The following is a 23605-nucleotide window of genomic DNA, read 5'->3' as shown; positions in this document are numbered from 1 at the left end:
CATCATCGATTCGAGGTACGCGCGCATGAGTTGGGTCGGCATCCTGCTGGTGATCGTCTGCATCTGGCTCGCCTTCAAGGTGGTCGGCGTGCTGTTCAAGGTCGTGCTGTGGGGCCTGGTGCTGGTCGGGATCTACTGGCTGCTCGCGCCGTTCCTCGGCATGCCGCGGCCGTTCTGACCAAGGACCCTCGCGCCATGCGCGCGCTGCGTTTCGACAATCGTTTCCTCCGCGAACTGCCCGGCGACCCGGACCTGGGCCCGGGCATCCGCCAGGTCGCGGCCGCGTGGTCGCGCGTGCGGCCCACGCCGGTGGCGGCGCCGCGGCTGATCGCGCATTCGGCGGAAATGGCGGCGACGCTCGGCATCGGCGACGCCGAAATCGCGTCGCCGGAATTCGCGCAGGTCTTCGGCGGCAATGCGTTGTTGCCCGGGATGGATCCGTTCGCCGCGAACTATGGCGGCCACCAGTTCGGCCAGTGGGCCGGGCAACTGGGCGACGGGCGCGCGATTTCCCTAGGCGAAACCGTGGGCGCCGATGGGCGTCGCTGGGAACTGCAACTGAAAGGCGCCGGCCCCACGCCGTATTCGCGCAGCGCCGATGGCCGCGCGGTGCTGCGTTCGTCGATTCGCGAATTCCTCTGCAGCGAAGCGATGCACCACCTCGGCGTGCCCACCACGCGCGCGCTGAGTTTGGTGTCGACCGGCGACGCGGTCGTGCGCGACATGTTCTACGACGGACACCCGCAGGCCGAGCCCGGCGCGATCGTGTGCCGCGTCAGCCCGTCGTTCATCCGCTTCGGCAATTTCGAACTCCCGTACTCGCGCGGCGACATCGACGGCCTGCGCGCGCTCGCCGATTTCTGCATCGCCCGCGACTTCCCCGGACTCGCGGGGCAGGGCGAAGCGCTCTACGGCGACTGGTTCGCCACCGTGTGCGAGCGCACGGCGGTGCTGATGGCGCACTGGATGCGCGTGGGCTTCGTGCACGGCGTGATGAACACCGACAACCTGTCGATCCTGGGGCTGACGATCGATTACGGCCCGTACGGCTGGATCGATGATTTCGATCCCGACTGGACGCCCAACACCACCGACGCCGGCGGCAAGCGCTACCGCTTCGGCTGGCAACCGAAGATCGCCTACTGGAACCTCACGCGCCTGGCGCATGCGCTGTCGCCGCTGTTCGGCGACGTGGCGGCGTTGAATGCAGGCCTGCAGCGCTTCATGGATCGCTTCGTCGAAGCCGATCGCGCCAACGTGGCCGGGAAGCTCGGGCTGCGGGACGCGCGCGATGCGGACGTTGAATCCATGCAAACGCTGCTCGCGCTGCTGCAGCTCGGCGAAGTGGACATGACGTTGTGGTTCCGTGCGCTGTCGCGCTTCGATCCCGAGGCGGAGATCGCGGCGCAGGTCGAAGGTGCGTTGTTCGCCGAAGCCTTCTACGACCCGGACAAGCGCACGCAGACCGCGCCGGGTTTCGTCGAATGGCTGACCCTGCATGCCGCGCGCCTGCGTGAAGATGCGCGCCCGGCCGCCGAGCGTCGCGCCGCGATGGACGCCGTCAATCCGAAGTTCGTGATGCGCAATTACCTCGCGCAGCAGGTCATCGATCGGGCCGGGCAGGGCGACGAAGCCGGCATCGCGGAACTCCTCGACGTCATGCGCCGCCCCTACGACGAGCAGCCCGGCCGGGAAGAATTCGCGCGACGCCGCCCCGATTGGGCCCGCGACAAGGCCGGTTGCTCGATGCTCAGCTGCAGCAGCTGACAGATCTTCTCCCTCCCGTGCGACAGCAGGGGAGGGCCGGGGAGGGTAACCCCGTAGAATGCCGGGATGCCTTTGATCACCCTCCAGGGCGTCGACTACTCCGTCGGCGGTCCCCTCCTGCTCGACGACGTCGCCCTGTCCATCGAACCCGGCGAACGCATCGCCCTCATCGGCCGCAACGGCGCGGGCAAGTCCACGCTGCTCAAGCTGCTGTCCGGCGACCTGCGGCCCGACGACGGCGAGGTGCGCCTGGAAAACGGCCGCCGCGTCGCGCGCCTGGAACAGGAAGTGCCCGCCAGTGCGCAGGGCACGGTGTTCGATGTGGTCGCCGCCGGGCTCGGCGAAGCCGGTGCGTTGCTCGCGGAATACCACCACATCGCGCACGCCGAGCACGTCGACATGGACGCGCTCTCGCGGATCCAGGCGAAGGTGGAAGCCGCGCATGCCTGGTCGCTCGATCGCAAGGTGGAGGAAATCCTCGACCGCCTGCAGCTCGACGGCGAGGTCGTGTTCGCGCGCCTGTCCGGCGGCATGAAGCGCCGCGTGCTGCTCGCGCGCGCGCTGGTGTCGGGCCCCGACCTGCTGCTGCTCGACGAACCCACCAACCACCTCGACATCGAATCGATCGACTGGCTCGAACAGTTCCTGCAGAACTGGAACGGCGCCCTGGTGTTCGTCACGCACGACCGGCGCTTCCTGCGCGCGCTGGCCACGCGCATCGTCGAGATCGACCGCGGCGGCCTCACCAGCTGGCCCGGCGACTACGACAACTACCAGCGCCGCCGCGAGGAACGCGCCAACGCCGAAGCGCAGGAGAACGCGCGCTTCGACAAGCTGCTGGCGCAGGAAGAAACGTGGATCCGCCAGGGCATCAAGGCGCGCCGCACGCGCGACGAAGGTCGCGTGCGCCGGCTGGAGGCCATGCGCAACGAACGCGCCGCGCGCCGCGACGCCACCGGCAAGGTCCGCATGGAAGCTTCGCAGGGCGAGGCGTCCGGCAAGAAGGTGATCGAAGCGAAGGACGTGACGTTCGCGTACGGCGAACGCACCCTCGTGCGTGATCTTTCCACCACGATCTTCCGCGGCGACCGCGTGGGCCTGATCGGCCCCAACGGCAGCGGCAAGACCACGCTGCTCAAACTCCTGCTCGGCGAACTCACCCCGCAGGCCGGTATCGTCAAGCCCGGCACCGGCTTGCAGATCGCGTACTTCGACCAGCAACGCGCCACCTTGCGCGAAGACTGGACCGCGATGGAAAACGTGTCGGAAGGCCAGGACTTCGTGGAAGTGGGCGGCAAGCGCAAGCACGTGCTCGGCTACCTGCAGGAATTCCTGTTCACGCCCGAACGCGCGCGCGCCCCGATCACGCGCCTGTCCGGCGGCGAACGCAACCGCCTGCTGCTCGCGCGCCTGTTTGCGCAGCCGTCCAACCTGCTGGTGATGGACGAACCCACCAACGACCTCGACGTCGAAACGCTCGAACTGCTGGAAGAACTGCTCGGCGATTACGCCGGCACGCTGCTGCTGGTGAGCCATGACCGCGACTTCCTCGACCGCGTGGTGACGTCCACGCTGGTGATGGAAGGCGACGGCAAGGTCGGCGAATACGTCGGCGGTTACACCGACTGGCTGCGCCAGCGGCCCGCGCCGGCGAGTGCCAACCTTGCGTCGCGGCTCGTGCGCGATACGCCGAACTCGGAACGCGTCGCCGCACCGCCGCCGACGCCCGCACCCGCCGCCAAACGCCGTCTGAGCTTCAAGGAACAGAAGGAACTCGAGCAGCTGCCGGCGCGGATCGAAACGCTGGAAGCCAAAGTGGCCGCGCTCACCGACGCGATGAACGCGCCAACGTTCTTCCAGCGCGACAGCACCGCGATCGTGGCGCACAACGCGGACCTGGCGAAGGCGCAGGCGGAACTCGACACCGCGTACGCGCGCTGGGCGGAGCTCGACGCCGGCTGATCAGTGGTCCTGCGAGGCCGCCGCGTCGATCTCGTCGAACACCGATTCGGGCAGCGCCAGGAACGACCAGAACGGCACGTCGCTCTTGCCCCAGTCCTGCGCGCATTCCTCCAGGATCTCCAGCAGCGTGTCGAAGTCTTCGCCTTCGTCCTGCTGCAGGTCGCCGGCGTTCTCGAACAGCAGCGTGTAGCCCGTGCCCGGCATCCACGACAGGTCGCGCAGCGCATCGGACAACGCATCCCAGTTGCGGCCGTAGGTGCGCGGGAAGTCCAGCGCGGTCGCGATGCGCATCAGGATCGCCTGCTTCTCGCCGCCGGACAGGTCGATGCGGCGCACGTGCAGGCCCGCATCGCGCGCGGCGACGCCGAGCGTGTCGAGGTCATCGGCGGTGACGAAATAGACGCCCGCGTTCTCGGCGTCCGACAGCCCCAGTTCCCAACCCGATTCGCTCATCGTGCGCGCGCTCCATCGAACGCGCGGAACGACGCGTAGTGATCGTCGGTGTAGTACCAGGCTTCGACCGGCTGTCCGCCGGTGATGATGCGCCGCGTGCCGCGGTTGCCGGCGCCCGGCGTTTCCACGGTGTACTCGTGGTAGTAGCCGCGCGGTTTCGGAGGCAGCAGGCGTTCGCGGTTGCCGAACACCTGGCCGTCCTGCCGGTGCGGGAACGGGCCGCCGCGCGCGATCAGTTGCAGGGTGTGCAGCGCTTCGGGCGGCAGGTCGAGCGCGGGGGCGGATCGGGGCGCGGTGTCGACTGCGGCGCTGTCCGCGACCGCCACGCCGCCGGTGGCGGGGGCCGATTGTGCGGGCGGGACTTCGTGCGGCGCCGGCGACTGCACGGTGCGCGGCCAGAACAGCCACGCCGCGAACAGGATCGCGGCCGCCACCCAGATCCAGGGATTGCGCAGGTGTCGGCGCATGTCGCCTTCCAGTGGGGACCGGGCGCACGATACTCCTTCCGAGGATCATCGGTCGTCACGATGCGCCACCTGTTCTTCGCCCTCGCACCGGATGCGGCGCTGCGCGACGCGATCGCCAACGACGCCGCGCGCCTCCACCTGGCGTGGGGCGGCCGCGCGACGAAGCCCGCGAAACTGCACATGACGTTGCGCTTCCTGCAGGGCTTCACGGATCCGCTGCCGGACGATGTCGTCGCGGCGGCGCGCGCGGCGGGCGATGCGATCGCAAGCGTGCCGTTTGCATTCGAACTCGATCGCGCGGACCGCTTCGGCCGTCGCATCGGCTGGCTCGGCTGTGCGGTGACGCCGCGGCCCTTGCAGGCGTTGCACGACGCGCTCACGGAATCGTGCCGCGCGCATGCCGTGCCGATGCGCGAGGAGGAGCGCTTCGTGCCGCACGTGACGATCCTGCGCGATCCGAAACGCGCGGTGCCGTCGGCCATTGCGCCGTTGCGCTGGCAGGTGGACGGATTCGTGCTGATGGCGAGTGCGGAAGGGGCGTACGAGGTGTTGGGGCGCTGGGCGTTGCGGGCGTGAGGCGATCCCCGCAGGATGTGCGCCGGAGGACCCCATGACCACCGACCCCCGCATCGACGCCTACATCGCCGCCCAGGCCGACTTCGCGCGGCCCATCCTCGAACGCGTGCGCGCCATCGTCCACGAGGCGTGCCCGGATGTGGAGGAAACGATGAAGTGGAGCATGCCGACGTTCGTGTACGGCGGCGGCATCCTGTGCGGGATGGCGGCGTTCAAGCAGCACGCGTCGTTCGGGTACTGGAAGCACGCGCTCGTGGTGGGCGAGGGCGCGCCGCGCGATGGCATGGGCAGTTACGGGAAAATGACGTCGCTCAAGGACCTGCCGCCGAAGAAGACATTGCTGGCGCACATCAAGCGTGCGATGCAACTCAACGTCGACAAGGTGAAGGCGCCGGCCGCGCGCAAGTCCGCGCCGAAGCCGCCGCCGCAGGCGCCGGAGGACCTGCTGGCCGCGCTCAAGAAGAACGCGAAGGCGCGCAAGACCTTCGAAAGCTTCCCGCCCGGCCAGCAACGGGAATACATCGGCTGGATCGAGGAAGCCAAGCGCGAAGAGACGCGGGCGAAGCGCTTGGCGCAGGCGGTCGCGTGGATGGCCGAAGGGAAAGTGCGGAACTGGAAGTACCTGGACTGCTGACGCGTCAGTCGAGGAAACGGCCGCACCCGCGGTACCGCTTCGCGCCGACTTCGAACGTCGCATCCACCGGGTAGCGCTCGTCGCTCATGCCGTCGCTGCACGCCTTGCGCTCCAGCACCAGGCGCATCGGTTGGCCTTGCGTCGAGGCGTACCCCAGCAAGCCCGACAACATCTGCACCTTCGCGTCGAACTTGTGTTCGCCGTAATCGAGTTCGGCATGCAGCATCGGCGTTTCGCCCTGGCCGACTTCGACGAGCCAGCCTGGTTCCGTCCCGATCGCGCGGAACGCGATGCCGCGCGCCTTCGCCTTGTCCCACACCGATCCGCTCGCGGGCTTCGCGTCGGCCTGCACGCAATCGGATTTCTTGCCGCCCGCGCGCGTCAGCGTGCCGCTGCTGCCCTTCGTCCAGAATTCGTTGCCGAGGTGGTCGTTGTAGCGCGCGCCGGACGCCGACACGGCTTGCGGCAACGACAACGCGCCATCCGGCAACGCGAGTTCCACGCGTCCGTTCGTCATGTCGAACACGGCTGCGAACGTCATGCCACCGCACGTCCACTGCGTGCGGTTGAGCTGCGCCGCCGGCTGCGGCGCATCGCCTGCGCTCGCCCGCACCATGCGGAACTCGACCACCTTCGTGTCGCCGATCGTCACCGGCACGCGCGTGCCGGTGACGAACAGCAAGCCGCCATCCGCACCGCGCAACGTCGCGCTCAAACCGTACTGCCCGTTCGGGCGGAGTTTTGCCGGATCGTATTGCAGCGCGAAATCGTACGGCGGGCCCGCGACATCCTCGAGCGTCGTCGTCGCGATCACGGCCTTCGGCGTGTCGGCGAGCTGGTTGTCGATCAGTTGCACGGTGAAATCCGCGCCCGGCGGGATCTTGATGCGTTCGAGGTAGGACGCGCGGCCGTGGATGAAATTCGATTCCGTGGGCATGGGCGTATCCGCAGGCGCCATCGGCGGCACTTCCTGCGGACAACCGGCGAGCGATGCGACGAGGACGGCAGCGAGGGCGGTGCGCACGGCGATCATGGCCAGGGTTTCCGTTCGACAGGCGGCGCCATCGTACGCCGCACGGCCGCCCGCGCGTTCTTCACGCAGGCCGCGTTGTCATGGACGGGCACCGCGACCCGGAGGCCCGCCATGATCCGCAAACTCGCCAACGGCCAGTACCGCCTGTACTCGCGCAAGGTCGATCCGAAGACCGGCAAGCGCCGCAACCTCGGCACGTTCGACAGCCGCGCCGCGGCGGAGAAGCACGAACGCGAGGTCCAGTACTTCAAGCGCCACTGAGCCTCAGGGCGCCGTGTCCAGGCGCAGCACCGGATACAGGTTGAAGCGCTCGTCCCACGACGAATGCCGCTTGGCGAAGAACGCCAGGCGCGCGTCGGGATCCTTCGCGAACGCGGGATCCTTCAATGCTTCGTCGAACGCCGCCTTGACCTTCGGGTCCTTCAGCATCTCGCGCGCCACGTCTTCGGCGACGTAGGACTCCATGTATTCCTTCTGCTCGAACGCTGTGTTGAATTCGCCCCATGCGGCGAGCGCGTCCGGTGCCTGCGGTTCCAGCAGCGCCATCACCAGGCGCGCCTTCGGCTGCGCGATCGGCACGAACAGCGCGCCGGCGGCGACGTCGCGCGTCTCGGGCTGCCACGCGCCTTCGACGGTGAGCATCTGGTGGCCTTCGTTGGAGCGCGGCGAGAACTGGGTCTTCGTCGCGCGGAACGCCTGCACGCCACGCTTCGGCAAGGCGTGGTCGACGACGGTGAACGCGATGCCGTGCACCTTCAGCTTCGCGCCCACCCACGCCGCGTGCGCCGCGGGCACGAGGTAACCGGCCTGCGGCGCGGTGGCCAGGTGCCCGGGCTGCACGTCGTCGCGCAGCGGGAGCTTCCAGATTTCCGGCCTGGTCTCGTCGTAGTGCGTCATCAGCGCGCCGGACACGTCCGACGGCGTGCGCGTGTACTTGTAGCCTCGATAGTCGATCGTGCGGACCTTGTCGGTGGCCGCGTAATCCAGCGGCACCGGCTGCCCGGCGAGCGAGCGCGCGTCCGCGGCGGCGGCGATGCGCAGCCAGTCCTGGCCGTGCGCGGCCACCTGGTCGACGACGGCGAGCACGGTGTCGTACGTGGTCTTCACGCGATGCTTGTAGTTCCGCCACGAATGCGTTTCGACCAGCATCCCGAAGCGGTTGCGCAACTGGAAGTAGCCGGTGGAGAACCGCGGCGGCGACACGCCGTCGACGAAGCCCGATGCGGGGTTGTCGCCTTCGACGAACGAGGGATAGAAGGGCAGGGGCAGGCCGCCGTGCTTTTCGACATCGGCGATCACGGCGTCGCGGAACGCGCGGCCCGCGGCTCGCAGGTCGGCATCGCCGGCATGCACGGGTTCGACCTGGATCGCGACGTCGTGTTCGAACTTCGCGCCGTCGGTGACGTGCAGGTCGATGTAGGCGATCGGATCCCACGCATCGACCAGCCGCAGCATCGCCTGCATCTCCGGCGCGTCGGCTTTCACGTAGTCGCGGTTGAGGTTGTAGTTCTGCGCGGTGGTGCGCCAGCCCATCTGCTCGGGGCCGCGCTGGTTGGGGCGGTTCCATGCGCCGAAGCGTTCGTGGCCGTCGACGTTGAACACCGGCACGAACACGAGCACCTGCTTGTCGAGCGCACCGGCCGAGGCCTTGCCCTGGAGCAGCGCGCGCAAGGCGCGGAAGCCTGCGTCCTTGCCGTCGATCTCGCCGGCGTGGATGCCGCCTTGCACCAGCAGCACGGGCAGGCCCTTTGCATGCGCGGCTTCGGGCGTGAGCGCGCCGGTGCGCGAGGCGATCAGCGCCTTCATCGGGCGGCCTTCGGGCGTGGTGCCGAAGTCGATGCAGCGGACCGCGTCCGGGTACGCCTGCGCGAAGGCGGCGCACAACTGGATTACTTCGTCGTAGCGGCCCGTGCGAACGTCGCCCGAGCGTTCGGCGACGGTCGTCAGGTCCGGCTTCGCGCCGAAGGCGGGCATGGCGCACGCGAGCGCGAGGCTGGCGGCGAGCAGGGCGAAGGTCGGTCGGGACATGAGGGCGCCATCGGCGAAAGGAGCCGCGATGGTAGCGGAGGGGTCGTGCATTCCCGCCGTGACCTTCGGCCTATTGCTGCCACCGGGGCGTCAGCAGGACGCGGATCGCATGCGATCATCGGCGCCCCCGACTGCGGAGTGCGTGGCGATGGAACCGGTCCTCTATTACAGCCCCGGCGCGGCCAGCCTGGTGGTGCATTGGCTCCTGCTGGAACTCGGCGCGCCGCACCGCCTGCACCTGGTCGACACCTCGACGGGCGCGCAGAAGGCGCCGGACTACCTCGCGCTCAATCCCAACGGCGTGGTGCCCACGCTGGTCCTCGACGGCGTGCCGCGCTTCGAAGCCGCCGCACTGCTGATGACGCTGGCCGACCGAGATCCGCAGCACCGCTTCGCGCCCGCCATCGATGATCCGCAACGCGCCGAATACCAGCAGTGGATGTTCCACCTGGCCAACGCGGTGCAGCCGCTGTTCCGCCAGTGGTGGTATCCGAATGAACCTGCCGGCGAAGCACTGGCCGAGACCGTGCGCGCCAACGTCGCACCGCGAATCGAAGCGTGCTGGGAGCGCCTGGACGCGCAACTGGCGAAGCAGGGCCCGTACCTGCTGGGCGATCGCTTGACCGCCGCGGATTTCTACCTCGCGATGCTGATGCGCTGGTCGCGGGGCATGCCGCGCCCGGCGACGCAGTGGCCGCACCTGGCGGCGTTCGCGCAAATGATGCGCGCGCGGCCGATGTTCGCCGAGCTGTACGCGCGCGAAGGGCTCACCGAATGGGCGAATGCGCCCGCTGCGCAGACGGCCTGACGCATGGGATCGATGCAGACGTGGATCCTGATCGCGCTGACGGTCGGCGTGTCGTGGGCGGCGTTCGAACGCCAGCGCCTGGCCGATCGCCTGGTGCTGTGGCCGCCGGCGGTGACGCGCAAGCACGAGTACGACCGCCTGGTGACGTACGGTTTCGTGCATGCCGACTGGCAGCACGTGCTGTTCAACATGTTCACGCTGTTCTTCTTCGGGCCGCTGGCCGAGCGCTACTACGCGCAGGCGATGGGGCCGCTGGGGTTCCCCATCTTCTACATCACGGCGCTGGTCGCCTCGGTGCTGCCCACGTACCTGCGGCATCGCAACGATGCGACCTATCGCACGCTGGGCGCATCGGGCGCGGTGGCGGCGGTGCTGTTCACCTACGTGCTGCTCAATCCGTGGGGGATCATCTACGTGTTCGTGATCCCGTGCCCGGCGGTGGTGTACGGCGTGCTGTTCCTGGGCTATTCGGCGTGGGCCGACCGCCAGGCGCACGGCAACATCAACCACAGCGCGCATTTCTGGGGCGCGGCGTACGGCATCGCGTTCGCGATCTTCGCCAACCCGGTCGTCGTGCAGGTCTTCCTCTCGCGCCTGGGCGCGCCGGGCGGGTGAGCGCTCACCCGCGCTGAATGTCCCGCGTGTTAATCGGACGGCTCACCTGGCCGAGTGTCGAGGAGTAGCGATGGCGACCGCGAAGAAGGCATCGAAGAAGACGGCGGCGAAGAAAGCCGCGAAAGCCGCGAAAAAGGCGACGAAGAAGACCTCCGCCAGGAAGGCGGTGAAGAAGGTCGCTGCGAAGCGCGGCGCCACCGCGAAGAAGGCCGCTTCGAAGAAGGTCGCGAAGAAGCGCGTCGCAAAGAAGGTCGCCACGAAGCAGGCCGGCGCCCGCAAGGCCGCCTCCAAGCGCACCGTCGCGAAGAAGGCTGCACCGAAGAAGCGCGCGCTGAAGAAAGTCGCCGCGAAGAAGTCCGCAGCGAAGAAGGTCGTCTCGAAGAAAGCCGTCGCGAAGAAAGCCGTCGCCAGGAAACCGGCAGCGAAGAAAGTCGCGAAGAAAGTCGTGACGCAACAAGCTGCGCCGAAGAAAGCCGCTGCGAAAACGATCGCTTCCGCGCCCGCCGTCGCGAAGAAACGCGCACCGCGCAAGTCCGCACCGAAGGGCCCGGCCTCCATCACGCCCGAACAGGCGCTCGAGAACACGCGCGCCTTGCTGGAAGCCAAGCAGGCGAAGGCGCGCGAAACCCCGCCGTGGCAGGACATCGGCCACGAACCGCACGTCCCGGCATCGGGCTTCCAGTCCGAGGAAGCGCGCGCGCAGGCCAACGCGCTGCATGAAGGCGAGGCGCGCCTGCAGGCCAACCACGGCAGCGTGAGCACCATCGATCGGCACGCGCAGGGCAAGCGGGACAGCCGTTCGTGAAGGACCTGGCGATCCGGCACGACGCGGGCGAAACGCAATTCACGGCCCGTGTCGATGGACAGGAGGCGGAGCTGGACTACCGCATCGAAGGCGGCGTCCTCACGATCCTCCACACCGGCGTGCCCCCGGCCATCGAAGGCCGGGGCATCGCCGCGGCGCTGGTGCAGGCCGCCTTCGACCACGCGCGGGCGCAGGGGCTGAAAGTCCGGACCGCCTGTGCGTATTCGCAGGCCTGGCTCGGGAAACACCCGGAGTACGAGGACCTGCGCGCGTAGAATGCGCGGCCCCCTGATCCCCACCGGCCCGGCATGCGCCTCAACAAGTACATCAGCGACACCGGCGCCTGCTCGCGCCGCGAAGCCGACCGCCTGATCGCCGAGGGCCGCGTGCAGGTCAACGGCATCCGCGCCCGCATCGGCGCGGAAGTGGGCGAGGGCGACACCGTGCTGCTGGACGACCAGCCGCTCAAGCCGCGCGTGGCAACGGCCCCCGGCAAGCGCCGCCACGTCTACATCGCGCTCAACAAGCCGGCCGGGATCACCTGCACCACCGAGGAAGGGGTGAAGGACAACATCATCGAGTTCATCGGGCACCAGGAGCGGATCTTCCCGATCGGCCGCCTGGACAAGGACTCGGAGGGGCTGATCCTGCTGACCAGCAACGGCGACATCGTCAACGAGATCCTGCGCGCCGAGAACAAGCTGGAGAAGGAATACCTGGTGGCCATCAACCACCCGGTCACCGACGAGTTCCTCCGGGGCATGGCCCGCGGCGTGCCGCTGCACGGGGAGACGACGCTGCCGTGCAAGACGCACAAGCTCGGCCGCGTGGGCTTCCGGATCATCCTGGTGCAGGGCCTCAACCGGCAGATCCGCCTGATGGCCGCGCACTTCGGGCACCGCGTGAAGACGCTGGTGCGCGTGAGGATCGGCACCGTTTCCCTCGGCCGCTTGAAGGTCGGGCAGTGGCGGAACCTGACCGACCTGGAGCTGCGGGGCCTGCTGCCGCACCGTTCGGAGTGGTGAGACCCCCTCGGCGACCCTCGCACGGGATGCCGCCGCGTATTCACACTTCCCGGGCAAAGTAGGGTAAGGTGCGCCCACTGTTCCAAGCGGGATCACGGTACATCGTGGCCCGATGCGGTAGATCAAGGCGTTGAGCCAGCGGTCCGCTACATCGTTCGCGTTACCCCTTGCTAGACAGTCGCGGATTTGCAGTGTCTGCATTCCGTGCATCAATCAATCTGTTTTCCAAGGAGTAATTCCATGTCCGATCGTCAGACGGGTACCGTCAAGTGGTTCAACGACGCCAAGGGCTTCGGCTTCATCACGCCGGAATCCGGCCCGGACCTCTTCGTGCACTTCCGCTCCATCCAGGGCACGGGCTTCAAGTCCCTGCAGGAAGGCCAGCGCGTGTCGTTCAAGGTCGTGCAGGGCCAGAAGGGCCTGCAGGCCGACGAAGTGCAGGCCATCTAAGGTCTGTCACCACGTTTCGACCGGCGCAGCAATGCGCCGGCCGACGAAAGAAACCCCGCCTCGGCGGGGTTTTTTTTTACCCGCATCGTTGCGATGGCGCGGATGTCTATTCAGGCCTCACAAGCCGGCGGATAATTTGCGCGCATCCCGAGCCAATGGATTGCCTCATGACGCGCCGTGTTTCCCTGCTTCTCCTGCCGGCCCTGCTGGCGGTGTCCGCGTGCCAGCGCCAGGCGCCCGCGCCGCAACCCGGCAAGCCCGCCGGCGCCGCCACGTCCGCGCAGCCTGCGTCCACCGCGAGCACGACGGGCCTGGCCGACGTCGTCGAGACGACGCCGCGCTATGTCATCGGCATCAGCTATCCGCCCGAAGCCGCGCAGTACCCGGGCCTGGCCGCCGCGCTGAAGCGATACGCCGAAGACTCGCGCAAGGACCTGATGGACGCAGTGGGCGGCCTCGGCAACGACACGCCCACCGCGCCGTACGAGTTGAGCGTGTCGTACACCACGCTGGCGAAGACGCCGGCGATCGTCGCCGTCGGCGCCGACGGGTACCTCTACACCGGCGGCGCGCATGCGATGCCGCTGATCGCGCGCTTCGTGTGGCTGCCGCAACGCAACGCGATGCTCACCGCCGACGCGCTGGTGCCGCAGGCCTCGGGCTGGCAGGCCATCTCCGACTTCGTGCGCGAACAACTGCACACCGCGTTGTCGCAGCGCATCGACGCCGACGACGTGCCCGCCGCCGAACGCGCGGACATGATCAAGAACGCGGGCCAGATGATCGACGAAGGCACCGCGCCCACCGCCGAATCGTTCTCGCAGTTCGAACCGGTCATGGGCAGCGACGGTCGCATCGCAGCATTGCGGTTCGTGTTCCCGCCCTACCAGGTGGGGCCGTACGCGGACGGCAAGCAGACGGTCGACGTGCCGGCCGACGCCCTGCTGCCGCACATCGCGCCGGCGTACCGGAGCCTGTTCCGCGGCGGCTGAGCCGCGGCCGTCCCAGGAGCCTTCGATGTCGGTGCATCCGTTCCGGCAACGCATCCTGCAATTGCTGCACGACGCCGACGTCCGCCCCGAAGGCGACCGCACCGGCGGCCGTGCGCCCTGGGATCCACGCGTCCACGACGAACATTTCTACAACCGCATCCTGGCGCAGGGTTCGCTGGGCCTGGGCGAGTCGTACATGGACGGGTGGTGGGACGTCGACGACCTCGATGGCATGCTGCTGCGCCTGCTCGGCCACGGCGCCGACCGCAAGGTGCACGGCCTCGGCGAGGTGTGGGACGCGTTGCGCGCACGCGTGTCGAACCTGCAGACCGAACACCGCGCGTTCGAAGTCGGCGAACGCCACTACGACCTCGGCAACGATCTTTACCGCGCGATGCTCGGGCAACGCCTGGTCTACAGCTGCGGCTACTGGCGCGAAGCCGACAACCTCGACGATGCGCAGGCGGCCAAGCTCGACCTGGTCTGCCGCAAGCTCGGCCTGCGCCCCGGCATGCGCGTGCTCGACATCGGCTGCGGGTGGGGCGAGGCGCTGAAGTTCGCCGCCGAGCGCTACGGCATCGCGGGCGTGGGCGTCACCGTCTCGCGCGAACAGGCCGAATACGCGCGCGACCTGTGCGCCGGCCTGCCGATCGACATCCGCCTGCAGGACTACCGCGAACTCGTGCGCGCCAACACCGGCGGCGGCTTCGATCGCATCTTCTCGCTGGGCATGTTCGAACACGTAGGCGTGCGCAACTACGCCACGTACTTCGACGTGGCGCGGCGGTGCTTCTCCGAGGACGCGCCCGACGGCGGGTTGTTCCTGCTGCACACGATCGGCGGCAACCTCTCCACCGCGATCACCGACCCGTGGATCGCGCGCTACATCTTCCCCAACTCGATGCTGCCTTCGCCGAAGCAGCTCACGACCGCGCTGGAAGGCCGCTTCGTGATCGAGGACTGGCACAACTTCGGCACCGACTACGACCGCACGCTGCAGGCCTGGCGCGCGAACGTGGAAGCCCACTGGCCCGACTTGCCCGAGCGCTACGACGAACGCTTCCGCCGGATGTGGCGCTTCTACCTGGCCGGCGCGATGGCGAGCTTCCGCGCGCGGCGGATCCAGTTGTGGCAGCTGGTGCTGTCGCCGAATGGCGTGGCCGGCGGTTACATCGCGCCGCGTTGAATCCAGCCATGGCCGACGACAATTTCCTGCAAGTCACACCCTTCATGCACGTGGCCGACCTCGAGGTCGCGGTGGCGTTCTTCGTCGACGTGCTCGGCTTCCACGTCCCGTTTCGCGTGTCGGACTACGCGTATGTCGAACGCGAGGGCTGCGGCGTGCGCATCTGGGAAGCGAGCGCCGGCAACGAATACGTGCCGGGCACGCGGCGCTTCCGCTACTACTTCGACGTGCGCGATGTCGATGCGCTCTACGCCGAGCTCAAGCCGGCGCTCGACACGTTGCCGCCGCGCGACGTGCACGGCCCGGCCGACAAGCCCTACGGCCAGCGCGAACTGCTGGTGCTCGGCCCCGATGGCGACCTGATCGCCTTCGGCCACGCGATCAAGCGGTCCTGAGCCCATGGACCTCGCCGCGCTCTCGCAACTGGCGCAGGTGCTCGGCGGCGTGGCGGTGGTCGTCGCGCTGGTGTTCGGGATCGTGCAGATCCGCCAGTTCCGCCGGCAGCGGCTGGATGCCGCGGCGCTGGAACTCATGCGCTCGTTGCAGGATCGCGAGTTCACGCATGCCTTCCGCCTGATCTACGCATTGCCCGACGACATCCCGGCCAACGAATTGCGCGCGCTCGGCGTCGACCACGAAGAAGCCGCGCTCGCGCTGGGCACGCGCTTCGAGACGATGGGCTTGCTGGTGTATCGCGACAGCGTGCCGCTCGAAGTGCTGGAGGAACTGATCGGCGGCGCGATCGTGATCCTGTGGCGCAAGTTGCGGCCGTGGGTGGAAGCCGGCCGCATCGAAGGCGGGCATCCGCTGTTGTTCGAATGGTTCCAGTGGCTGGCCGAACGCCTGGAAGCGCGCGGCCGGCCGACGCAGGCGCCGGCCTTCCTCAAGCATCGCGACTGGACGCCGAAGCGCTGACGCGCTCAGTGCAGCAACGCAGCGCCGCCCAGCAGCGCACCGGCCAGCAGCACCAGCACGACGATCTGCACCACCGCCGCGATGATCGAGATGGCCAACCCGCGCAGGTACGTGGTGCCGAGGATGCCGGCGAGGAAGAACGCGCCGATCAGCGCCGTGACCAGGCCGGACGCGATCTTGTCGTGGACGAACATGCTGACGCCCGCGCCCACCACCACCAGCAGCAGCACGGCCAGCACGCAGCGCCAGAAGCCCGTGTGCGTCGCGTGCACCAGGCGTGCGCCCACCATCACGGGCACGACCGTGACGCACGCGACGACCACCAGCCCGAGCAGGAATGCCAACATTCGCGGGTACTCCGAAGGGAATCGAATCAGTGCGCACCGCGCAGCGCGTACGCGAGGAACACGAGCACGGGCAACGCGAGCGAGAGGAACGCCGCGCCGATCAGCGCGCGCGTGGTGCCGCCGGGTTCGGGGTCGCCGCGCCTGGCCTGCTTGAACAGCAGCACCACCGCGCCGACCTGCAGCACCAGCGCGAGCGGATACAGCGCCATCGCCGCGACGAACATCGCGCCGGCGCCGCCCCAGCCCGCGCGCTGCGCCTCGTTGGCGACGAACAGGAACCACGTGCCGAAACTGGCGAGCGCCACCATCGGCAGGACGGAGGCACTGAGGAGGAAATCGGGCCAGAGGCGATCGCGCATGCGCGCAAGGTGCCCGCATCCGCGCCGCAGATCAAGGAAGGCGCGTCAGGTGCGCGGGTCGGCCTGCACGATCATGCGCGTGGCGGGTTGGCGGCCGAGGACCGGCTCGAGCCGCACGTCGATCCGGCTGCGCGCGTCCTGCCAGGTCCGGTGATCCTCGCCGCGGGCGTTCGCGAGTTCGAACCCGCGTGCGCGCATGGCCGCATCCAGTGCGCGTGCGGCGTCGGCGCGCGACATCGGGACGTAGTAGCTGTCGGCCAGGGGCGAACGCGTCAGGCGCAGCGAACCGCTCGGCGCCGGGAACGAATCGAGTACATCGAAGGCGGGTTGGGGCGCGAGCACGCGGACGCTGACCGTGAGGCTGCCGGTGCCGGCGTGCGCGCCACCAAGGGAGAACAGAAAGGCGGCGAGCGCCACCAGGATGGGCCTGTCCATGGCGTTGGATCGAGTCGGATGGTGCATGGGCGTCACCGTCAGGCAATCGCGTGCCGACAGGAATAGGCCGAAGGGCATGAAGCGAAAGTGCATGTCCGGAAGCGGGACGGAATCCGCGCTTGCAAGCTGAGCAGTTCAGGCTTGCACTTCGGGTTACGCTTGCGCGCAGGGGACGGGGAATGGCAACGACGTGACGCACGCAGGGCGGCTCATCCGCTATCGGCCGGAAATCGATGGACTGCGCGCGATCGCGGTGCTCGCGGTCGTGCTGTACCACGCGGGCCTGGGCGGCGCGGGGTTCGTGGGCGTCGATGTGTTCTTCGTGATCTCCGGCTACCTCATCACCGCGTTGCTGCTGCAGGAACACGCGAACACCGGCACGATCGACCTGCTCGCGTTCTACGCGCGGCGCGTGCGGCGCATCTTTCCCGCCGCGGCGGTGGTTGTCATCGCCACGTTGCTGGCGTCGGCCGTGCTGCTGTCGCCCGCGCAGGTGGCGGAGGTCGCGACGTCCGCGGGCGCCGCGCTGGTGTTCGTGTCGAACGTGTACTTCCACGTCAATTCCGGCGGTTACTTCGACGCGCCCGCCGAATCGCTGCCGCTGCTGCACCTGTGGTCGTTGTCGGTCGAGGAGCAGTTCTACCTGCTGTGGCCGACGCTGCTGTTGTTCACGCGCTCGCGCAAGGTGTTCGTCGTGCTGGCGCTGGCATCGCTGGCGCTCGCGGAAGGATGGATCGCGCAAGGGTCGGATGCGGCCTTTTACGAAACGCCGGCACGGTTCTGGGAACTGGCGGTGGGCGGGATCATCGCCGCGTCGCCCGCGCGCGCGTTGCCACGATGGAGTGCCACCGCCGGCGTGATCGTCACGCTGGCGGCGTGCGCATGGCCGATGCCGCATTTCCCCGGCGTGGGCGCCGTGCCCGCGGTGTTCGGTGCCGCATTGCTGATCGCTGCGCTGCATGGCGGCGCGACGCAGCGCGTCCTCGCAAGCCAGCCGATGGTGGGGGTCGGGCTCGTGTCGTACAGCCTGTACCTGTGGCACTGGCCGCTGCTCGCGTTGTATCGCGCCACGACGATCACGCAGACGATGCAGGTGAAGCTGCTGCTGTGCGGCGTCGCGTTGCTGCTCGCCATCGCCAGCTATCGCTACGTCGAACAGCCCGTCCGTCGGATGCGTTGGCCGAAGGGGCGCACGGTGGGCATCGGCGCCGCGGTGTCGTTCGCACTGGCGCTCACCGCGTGCGGTTACGCCTGGACCGTGCGGCCCGACCAGCGCTTCGTCGCACCCGACCGCCGCTGCCACGTACAGGGGTTGGAAGCGCCCGTGCCGAAATGCGCGCTGACGGAGGCCGTCGTGTGGGGCGATTCGATGGCGTATGCGTGGACGCCCGCGTTCCCCGAGGCTTCGTCCGCCACGCGCGACGCGTGCGCGCCGCTGCTCGACCATCCCGATGCGAAGTGCCGCGCGTTCAACGCACGCGTGCTGGCGGCGTTGCCGAAGGGCGCCACAGTGATCCTGGCCGCGCGCTGGCAGCCGGGCATGGCGCTCGCGCCCACGCTCGCGCGATTGCAAGGCCATCGCGTGCGCGTGCTCGGCCCGACTCCGCAGATGCGCAAGGACGTCCCCACGTGCATCGCGCAGCACATCGAAGCCGCGTGCGCGGTGCCGCGTGCGGAGTTCGATGCATTCGCGCAGCCGATCCTCGCGGCGATGCGGCAAGCGGCCGCGCCGTATCCGAACGTCGAGGTCGTCGATCTGACGGAGCGCTTCTGCACCGCGACGACGTGTCCGCCGGTGCGGGACGGGCAGCCGCTGTACTGGGACACGCACCATGTGAGCCGCGCGGCGGCGGAGGGGTTCTTGCGATGAGACTTCGCTGGCGCAACGCGCGTGTCGTGTCCTGCGGGCTGGTGGCGATCGCGCTGCTCGCGGTTGGTGCCTGGTGGCATCTACGCGAGAGGGCGACCGCCTTCGACCACGCCGCCTGGTCGACGGGCGACAGCGCCGGAGCAACGGTCCGCCTGCGCATGGCCGATGGTCTCGTCGCGTCGCACGCGTTGCAAGGGAAGTCGCGAAGCGAGGTGCGCGCGATGCTCGGCCCGCCGTCGACCGGCGGATATTTCCGGGGGCAGGGCGACGCGTACTGGCTGGGGCCGGAGCGCGGTTATGTTTCGATCGACAGCGAGTGGCTCGTCGTGCACTTCGACGCCAACGATCACGTCGACGCGGCCACGATCCGGCGCGACTGATCCGCTACAACGCCCGCCCGTCGTACGCATGCACCGGGATCGCGGACAGGTCGAGGCCCTCGATGCATCGCAAATTCACCGCGGCCACCTGGTTGCCTTGCGGATCCGCCGCTTCACCGAAGACGTGGATGCCGCAGGTGGGGCAGAAGCGGTGCTGGATGTGGTGCTTGTTGAACGTGTAGGTGGCGATCGCCGCTTCGGGCGTGCGCAGCACCAGCTTGTCGCGCGGCACGAACCACAGCAGGGACGCACGGCGCGCGCACATCGAGCAGTTGCAGGACAGCGCGCTTTCGATCTCGCCCTCCGCATCGAAGGCGACCTGGCCGCATTGGCAGCTTCCGGTGTACTGCATGGCGAAACTCCTTGGTGGTGCGTCAACGACTGATGCCGAACATCGACAGAGGAAAGAGGAGGACCGTGACCGGTTTGGGAAACGCGTATCCCGCGGCAGCAAAGCAAGCACTTGCGCCCAGGCCCCAGAGCAGCAATTCACGGATGCCCACGGGCCCTGCGCCGAGCATGCCCCGACCGAGCAGCCCGATCCAGAGCCCGCCAAAGCCTCCGACGAAGGCGCCAATCCATCGGTCCCGAAGCGTGACCGGTGCGCGCCACCACGTGCGGAACCGTTTGACGAACATGCGCGCCTCTCAATTCGGACAAAGGGTGCGGTAAATCGGAGGTGGGCGCAAACGCTGGATCTTCACGCGCGCGCGCCGGTCTTTCACGACTTCGTGCATCGAAGGAATCGGAGAATTCGGATAGCCTCCCGTCCAATCTCCCAGGGGAATTCGAACATGGGTGACGCGCCTTCCGTCCTGGCCCTGTCCCGCGCGCTGGCCGATTGCGCCAGCCTCGAAGAGGCCGCCGCCAAGGCGGCCGGCACCACGCGCACGTTGATCGGCGCCGACGGCGTGACCATCGTGATGCGGCGCGACAACCGCTGCTGCTACTTCGAGGAAGACGCGATCGGCGCGTTGTGGAAAGGCCAGGACTTCCCGCTGGGCGACTGCGTGTCCGGCTGGGCGATGACGCATCGGCAGCAGGTCGTCATCCCCGACATCCGCACCGATCCGCGCGTGCCGCTGCAGCTGTACATGGCAACCTTCGTGCGCAGCATGGCGATGACGCCGGTCGAGCGGAACGGCGAAGCCATCGGCGCGATCGGCGTGTACTGGTCGACGTACCACCACGCGACGGAAACGGAGTTGCTCGCCTTGCGCGCGATCGCCGAGAGCCTGGCGCCGTGTTTCCTCGCCGAACAGCCGTCGGTGTCGCTGGACTGAGTTACCTGCAGCAGCTGCGGTCCTGCTGCATCGGCGGGCATGGCACCGTGCCGTAGGAGCAATACACGCAGCAGTCGCCCGAGCGCGGTGCCAGGACCTTGCCGCACCCGGCGCAGTCGTAGAACCACTGGCACGCGTTGGTCGGCATCGTGTCCGTCTGCGAGTGGCCGCATTCGGGGCAGGTGATGCAGGATTGGAGGATGACGTCGGGCATTCGCGGAGCTTCGAGGTCGAGCCGTCCCGGAATACAGCACGCGGCCGCGCGTTTGCCAAGCGCGACGCCTTGGCCGACTTAACGACCGGCTGAGGTCCACCTCAGGGCGGATGAACACGGCGCGTCGCAACACTGGACACCTCCAACCGGGAGGTCGGCCATGCGCCCCTGCAGCCACGCTTGCTTTGCGCTCCTGCTGTTCGCGCCGGTCCCGGCGCTGGCCTTCTGCCCGTTCAAGCCCATCGACCATGTCGTGACCTACGACGACTCGGGGATCTGGAACCGCGACTACCAGAAGCAACTCGCGGCAGGCGTCGCGCTCACCGTGATCGGCGGCGCGCTGTTCACCGACAACGATTCGCGGATGGGTCATACGTTCGACCAGGCGTTCGATTCCATGATCCTGACGGCCGGCACGACCACGGCGATGAAGTACGTGTTCTCGCGCGAGCGCCCCAGCCAGAACGCCGATTCGTGCGATTTCTTCGACGGGGCGGGGCACCAGAGTTTTCCCAGCGGCGAAGTCGCCGAAATCACCTCGGTGGTCACGCCCTTCATGCTCGAGTACGGCCATGACCATCCCTGGGTATACGCACTCGCCGTGCTTCCGGTCTACGACGCCGTCGCGCGCGTCAAGGTCCACGGGCATTGGCAGAGCGACGTGCTCGTGGGCGCGGGCATCGGCGTGGCGTGGGGCATCTACGCGCACCACCGCAAGACGCCGCTCATCCTGGGCTACCTGCCGGGCGGCGGGATGATGGTCGGGTATCAGAAGGAGTTCTGACGCCGCGGGGATTCAATTTGCGCGATTGAAGACATCGCGCTCCGGCTTATAGACCGCGCTGCGCCCGCCGAAGGCGCCGACGACGCTGTGGAAAACGTTGTCGTCGCCGAACGGTGGCTTCGCGCGCAGGTCCCCGGCGGAAACGTGTCGCGATGCGCTGAAGCCCGGCGACATCCACACGAGGAACGGCACGACGCGCTGGACATCCGGTGCGATCGCATTGGGTGCGCCGTGGAGATAGAAACCATGCTCGCCCAGCGACTCTCCGTGGTCGGAGAGGTAGAGCATCGTGGAATCGCTCTGGGGCACCGCCTGCAGGACGTGGATCGTTTCGGCCAGCACATGGTCCGTGTAGAGGATCGTGTTGTCGTACGCGTTGACGAGTGCGGCCTGGCTGCACGCGCCCAGGTCCACGGATTCGCACGCCGGCTGGAAACGCGCGAAGGCGGGCGGCACGCGCTTGGTATAGGTCGGGCCGTGGCTGCCTGCCAGGTGCAGCACGACTAAGATGCGCCGGGACGCGGAGCGCGCCAGCATGTCCCGCAGTTGATACAGCAGTACGTCGTCGTGGCCGAGTGCATCGCACCCGATGCCCGTGCAGGTCTTGCGGATGTCGTCGGCGCGCTGGAACAACTGGACATGCAAGGGCGGCTCGCCCCAGTTGTTGGTCCGCCAGATCACCTGCACGCCGTGGCGCTGCAGGTAGTTCGGCAAGGTTTCCTGGCTGACGCGCGCCGGCGCATCGCTGCCGATGGACGACAACATGCAGCGGATCGCCGCGGTCGTGTACGTGGCGCAGGCGTGCGCATCGGGAAGCGCGATCACGCCTGCCTTGGCAAGTTCGGGATTGGTGTTTCGCTTGTATCCGTAGAGCGAGAAGTTGCTTGCGCGCGCCGATTCACCGATCACCAGCACGACGATGGTCTTGCGGTCCGGATGCGCGTCGGCCAGGAAATGCAGGGCCGGCAGCGGCGCCTGCGCACGCTGGGACGCAGCTCGGTCGTCGAACAGGCGGACGGTGTTCGCGAGATAGCTCCACGGCAGCATCAACCCGCCCAGGGACCTGGCGTGTTTGTCGAACCACAACCAAGTGGACGATCCCGCATACACCACGACGCATCCGAGCACGCCCGCGATCACCAGCACGCGCAGGCGCGCGCGCCGGCGTGCGTCGAGGATGACGGTCTTCGCCACGATCCACGCGGGCAGCACGCCCAGCAGGAGCACGTACACGAGGAGTTTCGGATGGAAGAGTTCGAACGTCTGCGCGCGGTCGGTCGCGAAGACATTGCCCATCATCGATTTGTCGAGGAGCACGTGGTACGTGTCGATGAAGTACAGCGCGAGGCTGTTGCCGACGAGCAGCACGATGCACAGCGCTTTCATCGTCCGCAGCGACAACAGCGATACCGCCGCGAGCGTCATCACCATCAGCACGGCTTGCACGACGGTCAGCACCAGCAGGCACGCCAGGCCGGACGCGCTGCGGGGATCGAGGGTGGACAGGGCGAAGGTATACAGCGGCCAGCCGAAGAGGACCAGGTTCGCCGCGGTGAAGGCTGCGACGAACGTCGGATGCGAGCAATGGAAGCTGAAGTTCCGGGGCGTCATGCAGAGGCCCTGGTGGTGCCGGAAGTGGGACTCGAACCCACACGCTTTTAAGGGCGGCGGATTTTGAGTCCGCTGCGTCTACCGATTCCGCCATTCCGGCGCGGGCGCGCAGTATAGCCGGGCTCTGCGCGCTTCAGAACCCGCGCGCTTTCAGAATCCGCCGTACCGCGCCATCGCGGCGGCCAGCACGAAGATCACGGCCAGGCCCGCCAGTTCGATCCGCAGGATCGTCCGCGTGCCGGCCAGCGCGGCCGCATCGGGGACGAACCCGGGCTGCGTCTTCTGCGCCTTCCGCCAGCGCGCGTAGCGCACGGTCGGCAGGATCGACAACAACCCGACCAGCACGAAGGTGCCGACCTTGGCATGGAACCAGGGGTTGTGCAGGTAGAAGTCCGGGCCCTTGAGGCCGAAGAACACGCGGCACACGCCGACGGCGAGCAGCAGGCCTGCGACGAGGCCGTAGCCGGCGTCGAGTTTCGCAAGGCGGCCCACGGTGTCGGCGCGCAGTTCGCCGCGCAACAGCACGGCCTGCGACACGAGCATCGCGGTGAGGGCGAAAACGAGGAGGTGGTGGAGGGCGGCCAGCGCGAGGTCGGTCGCCATGCG

General features: G+C 68.2%; 31 protein-coding genes, 1 tRNA gene and 2 pseudogenes. 21 read left to right on the top strand and 13 right to left on the bottom strand.

Going from position 1 to position 23605, the window contains the following annotated elements:
• The first annotated feature begins 25 nt into the window (after nucleotides 1–25).
• From LYSHEL_RS15745 to LYSHEL_RS16195, 4 genes and pseudogenes are all read left to right on the top strand, one after another.
• On the top strand, nucleotides 26–178 hold the full coding sequence (locus LYSHEL_RS15745; RefSeq protein ID WP_213434984.1) for a hypothetical protein: 153 nt from the start codon (nucleotides 26–28) through the stop codon (nucleotides 176–178).
• Between the two features lie 17 nt (nucleotides 179–195).
• Nucleotides 196–1767 carry a protein adenylyltransferase SelO gene (locus tag LYSHEL_RS15740; RefSeq protein WP_213434983.1) on the top strand — a complete coding sequence of 524 codons (1572 nt, stop codon included), beginning with the start codon at nucleotides 196–198 and terminating at the stop codon, nucleotides 1765–1767.
• A 66-nt stretch (nucleotides 1768–1833) separates the two neighbouring features.
• Nucleotides 1834–3418 (top strand): annotated as a pseudogene (locus LYSHEL_RS15735) (ATP-binding cassette domain-containing protein); the annotation flags it as partial.
• An 83-nt stretch (nucleotides 3419–3501) separates the two neighbouring features.
• A pseudogene (locus LYSHEL_RS16195) lies at nucleotides 3502–3729 on the top strand (ABC transporter ATP-binding protein); the annotation flags it as partial.
• Here LYSHEL_RS16195 and LYSHEL_RS15730 read toward each other — a convergent pair.
• Together LYSHEL_RS15730 and LYSHEL_RS15725 are read right to left on the bottom strand one after the other, a co-directional pair.
• Nucleotides 3730–4182, bottom strand: coding sequence for a barstar family protein (locus LYSHEL_RS15730; RefSeq protein WP_213434981.1), 453 nt, complete (start codon nucleotides 4180–4182; stop codon nucleotides 3730–3732).
• Nucleotides 4179–4637 carry a guanyl-specific ribonuclease gene (locus LYSHEL_RS15725; protein WP_244858768.1) on the bottom strand — a complete coding sequence of 153 codons (459 nt, stop codon included), beginning with the start codon at nucleotides 4635–4637 and terminating at the stop codon, nucleotides 4179–4181. Before LYSHEL_RS15725 ends, LYSHEL_RS15730 begins: the two co-directional genes overlap by 4 nt.
• A 72-nt stretch (nucleotides 4638–4709) precedes the next feature.
• On the opposite strand from LYSHEL_RS15725, the gene thpR reads away from it, so the two are divergent.
• Entirely contained in the window at nucleotides 4710–5225 is a 516-nt protein-coding gene (thpR, locus tag LYSHEL_RS15720; RefSeq protein ID WP_213434979.1) for an RNA 2',3'-cyclic phosphodiesterase, read from the top strand.
• 34 nt (nucleotides 5226–5259) lie between these two features.
• On the top strand, nucleotides 5260–5859 hold the full coding sequence (locus tag LYSHEL_RS15715; RefSeq protein WP_213434978.1) for a YdeI/OmpD-associated family protein: 600 nt from the start codon (nucleotides 5260–5262) through the stop codon (nucleotides 5857–5859).
• Between the two features lie 4 nt (nucleotides 5860–5863).
• Here the strand turns inward: LYSHEL_RS15715 and LYSHEL_RS15710 are convergent, their stop codons facing one another.
• Nucleotides 5864–6892 (bottom strand): YbaY family lipoprotein, encoded by a 1029-nt coding sequence (locus LYSHEL_RS15710; RefSeq protein ID WP_213434977.1) that lies wholly within the window; start codon nucleotides 6890–6892, stop codon nucleotides 5864–5866.
• Between the two features lie 111 nt (nucleotides 6893–7003).
• Between LYSHEL_RS15710 and LYSHEL_RS15705 the strand changes: the two genes are divergently transcribed.
• Entirely contained in the window at nucleotides 7004–7153 is a 150-nt protein-coding gene (locus LYSHEL_RS15705) for a hypothetical protein (protein WP_213434976.1), read from the top strand.
• Between the two features lie 3 nt (nucleotides 7154–7156).
• Here the strand turns inward: LYSHEL_RS15705 and LYSHEL_RS15700 are convergent, their stop codons facing one another.
• Complete coding sequence (locus LYSHEL_RS15700; protein WP_213434975.1) at nucleotides 7157–8920, bottom strand: M14 family metallopeptidase; 1764 nt, start codon at nucleotides 8918–8920, stop codon at nucleotides 7157–7159.
• A 148-nt stretch (nucleotides 8921–9068) separates the two neighbouring features.
• On the opposite strand from LYSHEL_RS15700, the gene LYSHEL_RS15695 reads away from it, so the two are divergent.
• From LYSHEL_RS15695 to LYSHEL_RS15650, 10 genes are all read left to right on the top strand, one after another.
• Nucleotides 9069–9728, top strand: coding sequence for a glutathione S-transferase family protein (locus LYSHEL_RS15695; protein ID WP_213434974.1), 660 nt, complete (start codon nucleotides 9069–9071; stop codon nucleotides 9726–9728).
• Between the two features lie 12 nt (nucleotides 9729–9740).
• A complete protein-coding gene (locus LYSHEL_RS15690) occupies nucleotides 9741–10343 on the top strand; it encodes a rhomboid family intramembrane serine protease (RefSeq protein ID WP_213434973.1) in 603 nt (200 codons plus the stop codon).
• A 70-nt stretch (nucleotides 10344–10413) separates the two neighbouring features.
• A complete protein-coding gene (locus tag LYSHEL_RS15685; protein ID WP_213434972.1) occupies nucleotides 10414–11148 on the top strand; it encodes a histone H1-like repetitive region-containing protein in 735 nt (244 codons plus the stop codon).
• The gene (locus LYSHEL_RS15680; protein ID WP_244858583.1) at nucleotides 11145–11423 is read left to right on the top strand and encodes a GNAT family N-acetyltransferase; all 279 of its coding nucleotides are present in this window, start codon (nucleotides 11145–11147) and stop codon (nucleotides 11421–11423) included. Before LYSHEL_RS15685 ends, LYSHEL_RS15680 begins: the two co-directional genes overlap by 4 nt.
• Nucleotides 11424–11456: 33 nt before the next feature.
• A complete protein-coding gene (locus tag LYSHEL_RS15675) occupies nucleotides 11457–12173 on the top strand; it encodes a pseudouridine synthase (protein ID WP_213434971.1) in 717 nt (238 codons plus the stop codon).
• Between the two features lie 240 nt (nucleotides 12174–12413).
• A complete protein-coding gene (locus LYSHEL_RS15670) occupies nucleotides 12414–12623 on the top strand; it encodes a cold-shock protein (protein WP_213434970.1) in 210 nt (69 codons plus the stop codon).
• 167 nt (nucleotides 12624–12790) lie between these two features.
• The gene (locus LYSHEL_RS15665) at nucleotides 12791–13615 is read left to right on the top strand and encodes a DUF3298 and DUF4163 domain-containing protein (protein WP_213434969.1); all 825 of its coding nucleotides are present in this window, start codon (nucleotides 12791–12793) and stop codon (nucleotides 13613–13615) included.
• Between the two features lie 25 nt (nucleotides 13616–13640).
• Nucleotides 13641–14801 carry a cyclopropane fatty acyl phospholipid synthase gene (gene cfa / locus LYSHEL_RS15660; RefSeq protein WP_213434968.1) on the top strand — a complete coding sequence of 387 codons (1161 nt, stop codon included), beginning with the start codon at nucleotides 13641–13643 and terminating at the stop codon, nucleotides 14799–14801.
• 8 nt (nucleotides 14802–14809) lie between these two features.
• Nucleotides 14810–15196 (top strand): bleomycin resistance protein, encoded by a 387-nt coding sequence (locus LYSHEL_RS15655; RefSeq protein ID WP_213434967.1) that lies wholly within the window; start codon nucleotides 14810–14812, stop codon nucleotides 15194–15196.
• A gap of 4 nt (nucleotides 15197–15200) precedes the next feature.
• Complete coding sequence (locus tag LYSHEL_RS15650) at nucleotides 15201–15716, top strand: DUF4760 domain-containing protein (RefSeq protein WP_213434966.1); 516 nt, start codon at nucleotides 15201–15203, stop codon at nucleotides 15714–15716.
• Nucleotides 15717–15721: 5 nt separating this feature from the next.
• Here LYSHEL_RS15650 and LYSHEL_RS15645 read toward each other — a convergent pair whose 3' ends face one another.
• Genes LYSHEL_RS15645 through LYSHEL_RS15635 form a run of 3 tightly spaced genes read right to left on the bottom strand, consistent with a single transcriptional unit; the run spans nucleotide 15722 to nucleotide 16857 of the window.
• Nucleotides 15722–16063 carry a hypothetical protein gene (locus LYSHEL_RS15645; protein ID WP_213434965.1) on the bottom strand — a complete coding sequence of 114 codons (342 nt, stop codon included), beginning with the start codon at nucleotides 16061–16063 and terminating at the stop codon, nucleotides 15722–15724.
• Between the two features lie 26 nt (nucleotides 16064–16089).
• Nucleotides 16090–16422 carry a hypothetical protein gene (locus tag LYSHEL_RS15640; protein WP_213434964.1) on the bottom strand — a complete coding sequence of 111 codons (333 nt, stop codon included), beginning with the start codon at nucleotides 16420–16422 and terminating at the stop codon, nucleotides 16090–16092.
• 45 nt (nucleotides 16423–16467) lie between these two features.
• Nucleotides 16468–16857: a hypothetical protein gene (locus tag LYSHEL_RS15635; RefSeq protein WP_213434963.1), complete on the bottom strand. Its 390-nt coding sequence runs from the start codon at nucleotides 16855–16857 to the stop codon at nucleotides 16468–16470.
• A gap of 190 nt (nucleotides 16858–17047) precedes the next feature.
• Between LYSHEL_RS15635 and LYSHEL_RS15630 the strand changes: the two genes are divergently transcribed.
• Nucleotides 17048–18727 carry an acyltransferase family protein gene (locus tag LYSHEL_RS15630; RefSeq protein ID WP_213434962.1) on the top strand — a complete coding sequence of 560 codons (1680 nt, stop codon included), beginning with the start codon at nucleotides 17048–17050 and terminating at the stop codon, nucleotides 18725–18727.
• 41 nt (nucleotides 18728–18768) lie between these two features.
• On the top strand, nucleotides 18769–19107 hold the full coding sequence (bamE, locus tag LYSHEL_RS15625) for an outer membrane protein assembly factor BamE domain-containing protein (RefSeq protein ID WP_213434961.1): 339 nt from the start codon (nucleotides 18769–18771) through the stop codon (nucleotides 19105–19107).
• A 4-nt stretch (nucleotides 19108–19111) separates the two neighbouring features.
• On the opposite strand, the gene LYSHEL_RS15620 is transcribed toward bamE, so the two are convergent.
• Both LYSHEL_RS15620 and LYSHEL_RS15615 read right to left on the bottom strand, forming a co-directional pair.
• On the bottom strand, nucleotides 19112–19459 hold the full coding sequence (locus LYSHEL_RS15620; protein ID WP_213434960.1) for a GFA family protein: 348 nt from the start codon (nucleotides 19457–19459) through the stop codon (nucleotides 19112–19114).
• Nucleotides 19460–19481: 22 nt separating this feature from the next.
• Nucleotides 19482–19745 carry a hypothetical protein gene (locus LYSHEL_RS15615; protein WP_213434959.1) on the bottom strand — a complete coding sequence of 88 codons (264 nt, stop codon included), beginning with the start codon at nucleotides 19743–19745 and terminating at the stop codon, nucleotides 19482–19484.
• A gap of 156 nt (nucleotides 19746–19901) precedes the next feature.
• On the opposite strand from LYSHEL_RS15615, the gene LYSHEL_RS15610 reads away from it, so the two are divergent.
• A complete protein-coding gene (locus LYSHEL_RS15610) occupies nucleotides 19902–20390 on the top strand; it encodes a GAF domain-containing protein (RefSeq protein WP_213434958.1) in 489 nt (162 codons plus the stop codon).
• A gap of 1 nt (nucleotide 20391) precedes the next feature.
• Here the strand turns inward: LYSHEL_RS15610 and LYSHEL_RS15605 are convergent, their stop codons facing one another.
• Entirely contained in the window at nucleotides 20392–20604 is a 213-nt protein-coding gene (locus tag LYSHEL_RS15605) for a GDCCVxC domain-containing (seleno)protein (RefSeq protein ID WP_213434957.1), read from the bottom strand.
• 160 nt (nucleotides 20605–20764) lie between these two features.
• Here LYSHEL_RS15605 and LYSHEL_RS15600 point away from each other — a divergent pair, with 160 nt between their 5' ends.
• Nucleotides 20765–21388: a phosphatase PAP2 family protein gene (locus tag LYSHEL_RS15600; RefSeq protein WP_213434956.1), complete on the top strand. Its 624-nt coding sequence runs from the start codon at nucleotides 20765–20767 to the stop codon at nucleotides 21386–21388.
• Between the two features lie 12 nt (nucleotides 21389–21400).
• On the opposite strand, the gene eptA is transcribed toward LYSHEL_RS15600, so the two are convergent.
• The 3 genes from eptA to LYSHEL_RS15585 all read right to left on the bottom strand — a co-directional run bounded on the left by eptA (nucleotide 21401) and on the right by LYSHEL_RS15585 (nucleotide 23602).
• Nucleotides 21401–22999, bottom strand: a complete 1599-nt coding sequence (gene eptA / locus LYSHEL_RS15595) for a phosphoethanolamine--lipid A transferase EptA (protein ID WP_213434955.1) — start codon at nucleotides 22997–22999, stop codon at nucleotides 21401–21403.
• 13 nt (nucleotides 23000–23012) lie between these two features.
• Nucleotides 23013–23099, bottom strand: a tRNA-Leu gene (locus LYSHEL_RS15590).
• A gap of 50 nt (nucleotides 23100–23149) precedes the next feature.
• On the bottom strand, nucleotides 23150–23602 hold the full coding sequence (locus LYSHEL_RS15585; RefSeq protein WP_213434954.1) for a DUF2214 family protein: 453 nt from the start codon (nucleotides 23600–23602) through the stop codon (nucleotides 23150–23152).
• Nucleotides 23603–23605 lie beyond the last annotated feature (3 nt).

This window comes from Lysobacter helvus (assembly GCF_018406645.1).
GTDB classification, from domain to species: domain Bacteria; phylum Pseudomonadota; class Gammaproteobacteria; order Xanthomonadales; family Xanthomonadaceae; genus Noviluteimonas; species Noviluteimonas caseinilytica.
Note: the sequence above shows the minus strand (reverse complement) of the source record. Positions and strands in the feature narration are given on the sequence as shown.

Bases quoted from the DNA above. Each gene is read 5' to 3' on its own strand.
- LYSHEL_RS15745 (WP_213434984.1), top strand. From the start codon at position 26: ATGAGTTGGGTCGGCATCCTGCTGGTGATCGTCTGCATCTGGCTCGCC.
- LYSHEL_RS15740 (WP_213434983.1), top strand. From the start codon at position 196: ATGCGCGCGCTGCGTTTCGACAATCGTTTCCTCCGCGAACTGCCCGGC.
- LYSHEL_RS15730 (WP_213434981.1), bottom strand. From the start codon at position 4,182: ATGAGCGAATCGGGTTGGGAACTGGGGCTGTCGGACGCCGAGAACGCG.
- thpR (WP_213434979.1), top strand. From the start codon at position 4,710: ATGCGCCACCTGTTCTTCGCCCTCGCACCGGATGCGGCGCTGCGCGAC.
- LYSHEL_RS15715 (WP_213434978.1), top strand. From the start codon at position 5,260: ATGACCACCGACCCCCGCATCGACGCCTACATCGCCGCCCAGGCCGAC.
- LYSHEL_RS15710 (WP_213434977.1), bottom strand. From the start codon at position 6,892: ATGATCGCCGTGCGCACCGCCCTCGCTGCCGTCCTCGTCGCATCGCTC.
- LYSHEL_RS15705 (WP_213434976.1), top strand. From the start codon at position 7,004: ATGATCCGCAAACTCGCCAACGGCCAGTACCGCCTGTACTCGCGCAAG.
- LYSHEL_RS15700 (WP_213434975.1), bottom strand. From the start codon at position 8,920: ATGTCCCGACCGACCTTCGCCCTGCTCGCCGCCAGCCTCGCGCTCGCG.
- LYSHEL_RS15695 (WP_213434974.1), top strand. From the start codon at position 9,069: ATGGAACCGGTCCTCTATTACAGCCCCGGCGCGGCCAGCCTGGTGGTG.
- LYSHEL_RS15690 (WP_213434973.1), top strand. From the start codon at position 9,741: ATGCAGACGTGGATCCTGATCGCGCTGACGGTCGGCGTGTCGTGGGCG.
- LYSHEL_RS15685 (WP_213434972.1), top strand. From the start codon at position 10,414: ATGGCGACCGCGAAGAAGGCATCGAAGAAGACGGCGGCGAAGAAAGCC.
- LYSHEL_RS15675 (WP_213434971.1), top strand. From the start codon at position 11,457: ATGCGCCTCAACAAGTACATCAGCGACACCGGCGCCTGCTCGCGCCGC.
- LYSHEL_RS15670 (WP_213434970.1), top strand. From the start codon at position 12,414: ATGTCCGATCGTCAGACGGGTACCGTCAAGTGGTTCAACGACGCCAAG.
- LYSHEL_RS15665 (WP_213434969.1), top strand. From the start codon at position 12,791: ATGACGCGCCGTGTTTCCCTGCTTCTCCTGCCGGCCCTGCTGGCGGTG.
- cfa (WP_213434968.1), top strand. From the start codon at position 13,641: ATGTCGGTGCATCCGTTCCGGCAACGCATCCTGCAATTGCTGCACGAC.
- LYSHEL_RS15655 (WP_213434967.1), top strand. From the start codon at position 14,810: ATGGCCGACGACAATTTCCTGCAAGTCACACCCTTCATGCACGTGGCC.
- LYSHEL_RS15650 (WP_213434966.1), top strand. From the start codon at position 15,201: ATGGACCTCGCCGCGCTCTCGCAACTGGCGCAGGTGCTCGGCGGCGTG.
- LYSHEL_RS15645 (WP_213434965.1), bottom strand. From the start codon at position 16,063: ATGTTGGCATTCCTGCTCGGGCTGGTGGTCGTCGCGTGCGTCACGGTC.
- LYSHEL_RS15640 (WP_213434964.1), bottom strand. From the start codon at position 16,422: ATGCGCGATCGCCTCTGGCCCGATTTCCTCCTCAGTGCCTCCGTCCTG.
- LYSHEL_RS15635 (WP_213434963.1), bottom strand. From the start codon at position 16,857: ATGGACAGGCCCATCCTGGTGGCGCTCGCCGCCTTTCTGTTCTCCCTT.
- LYSHEL_RS15620 (WP_213434960.1), bottom strand. From the start codon at position 19,459: ATGCAGTACACCGGAAGCTGCCAATGCGGCCAGGTCGCCTTCGATGCG.
- LYSHEL_RS15615 (WP_213434959.1), bottom strand. From the start codon at position 19,745: ATGTTCGTCAAACGGTTCCGCACGTGGTGGCGCGCACCGGTCACGCTT.
- LYSHEL_RS15610 (WP_213434958.1), top strand. From the start codon at position 19,902: ATGGGTGACGCGCCTTCCGTCCTGGCCCTGTCCCGCGCGCTGGCCGAT.
- LYSHEL_RS15605 (WP_213434957.1), bottom strand. From the start codon at position 20,604: ATGCCCGACGTCATCCTCCAATCCTGCATCACCTGCCCCGAATGCGGC.
- LYSHEL_RS15600 (WP_213434956.1), top strand. From the start codon at position 20,765: ATGCGCCCCTGCAGCCACGCTTGCTTTGCGCTCCTGCTGTTCGCGCCG.
- eptA (WP_213434955.1), bottom strand. From the start codon at position 22,999: ATGACGCCCCGGAACTTCAGCTTCCATTGCTCGCATCCGACGTTCGTC.
- LYSHEL_RS15585 (WP_213434954.1), bottom strand. From the start codon at position 23,602: ATGGCGACCGACCTCGCGCTGGCCGCCCTCCACCACCTCCTCGTTTTC.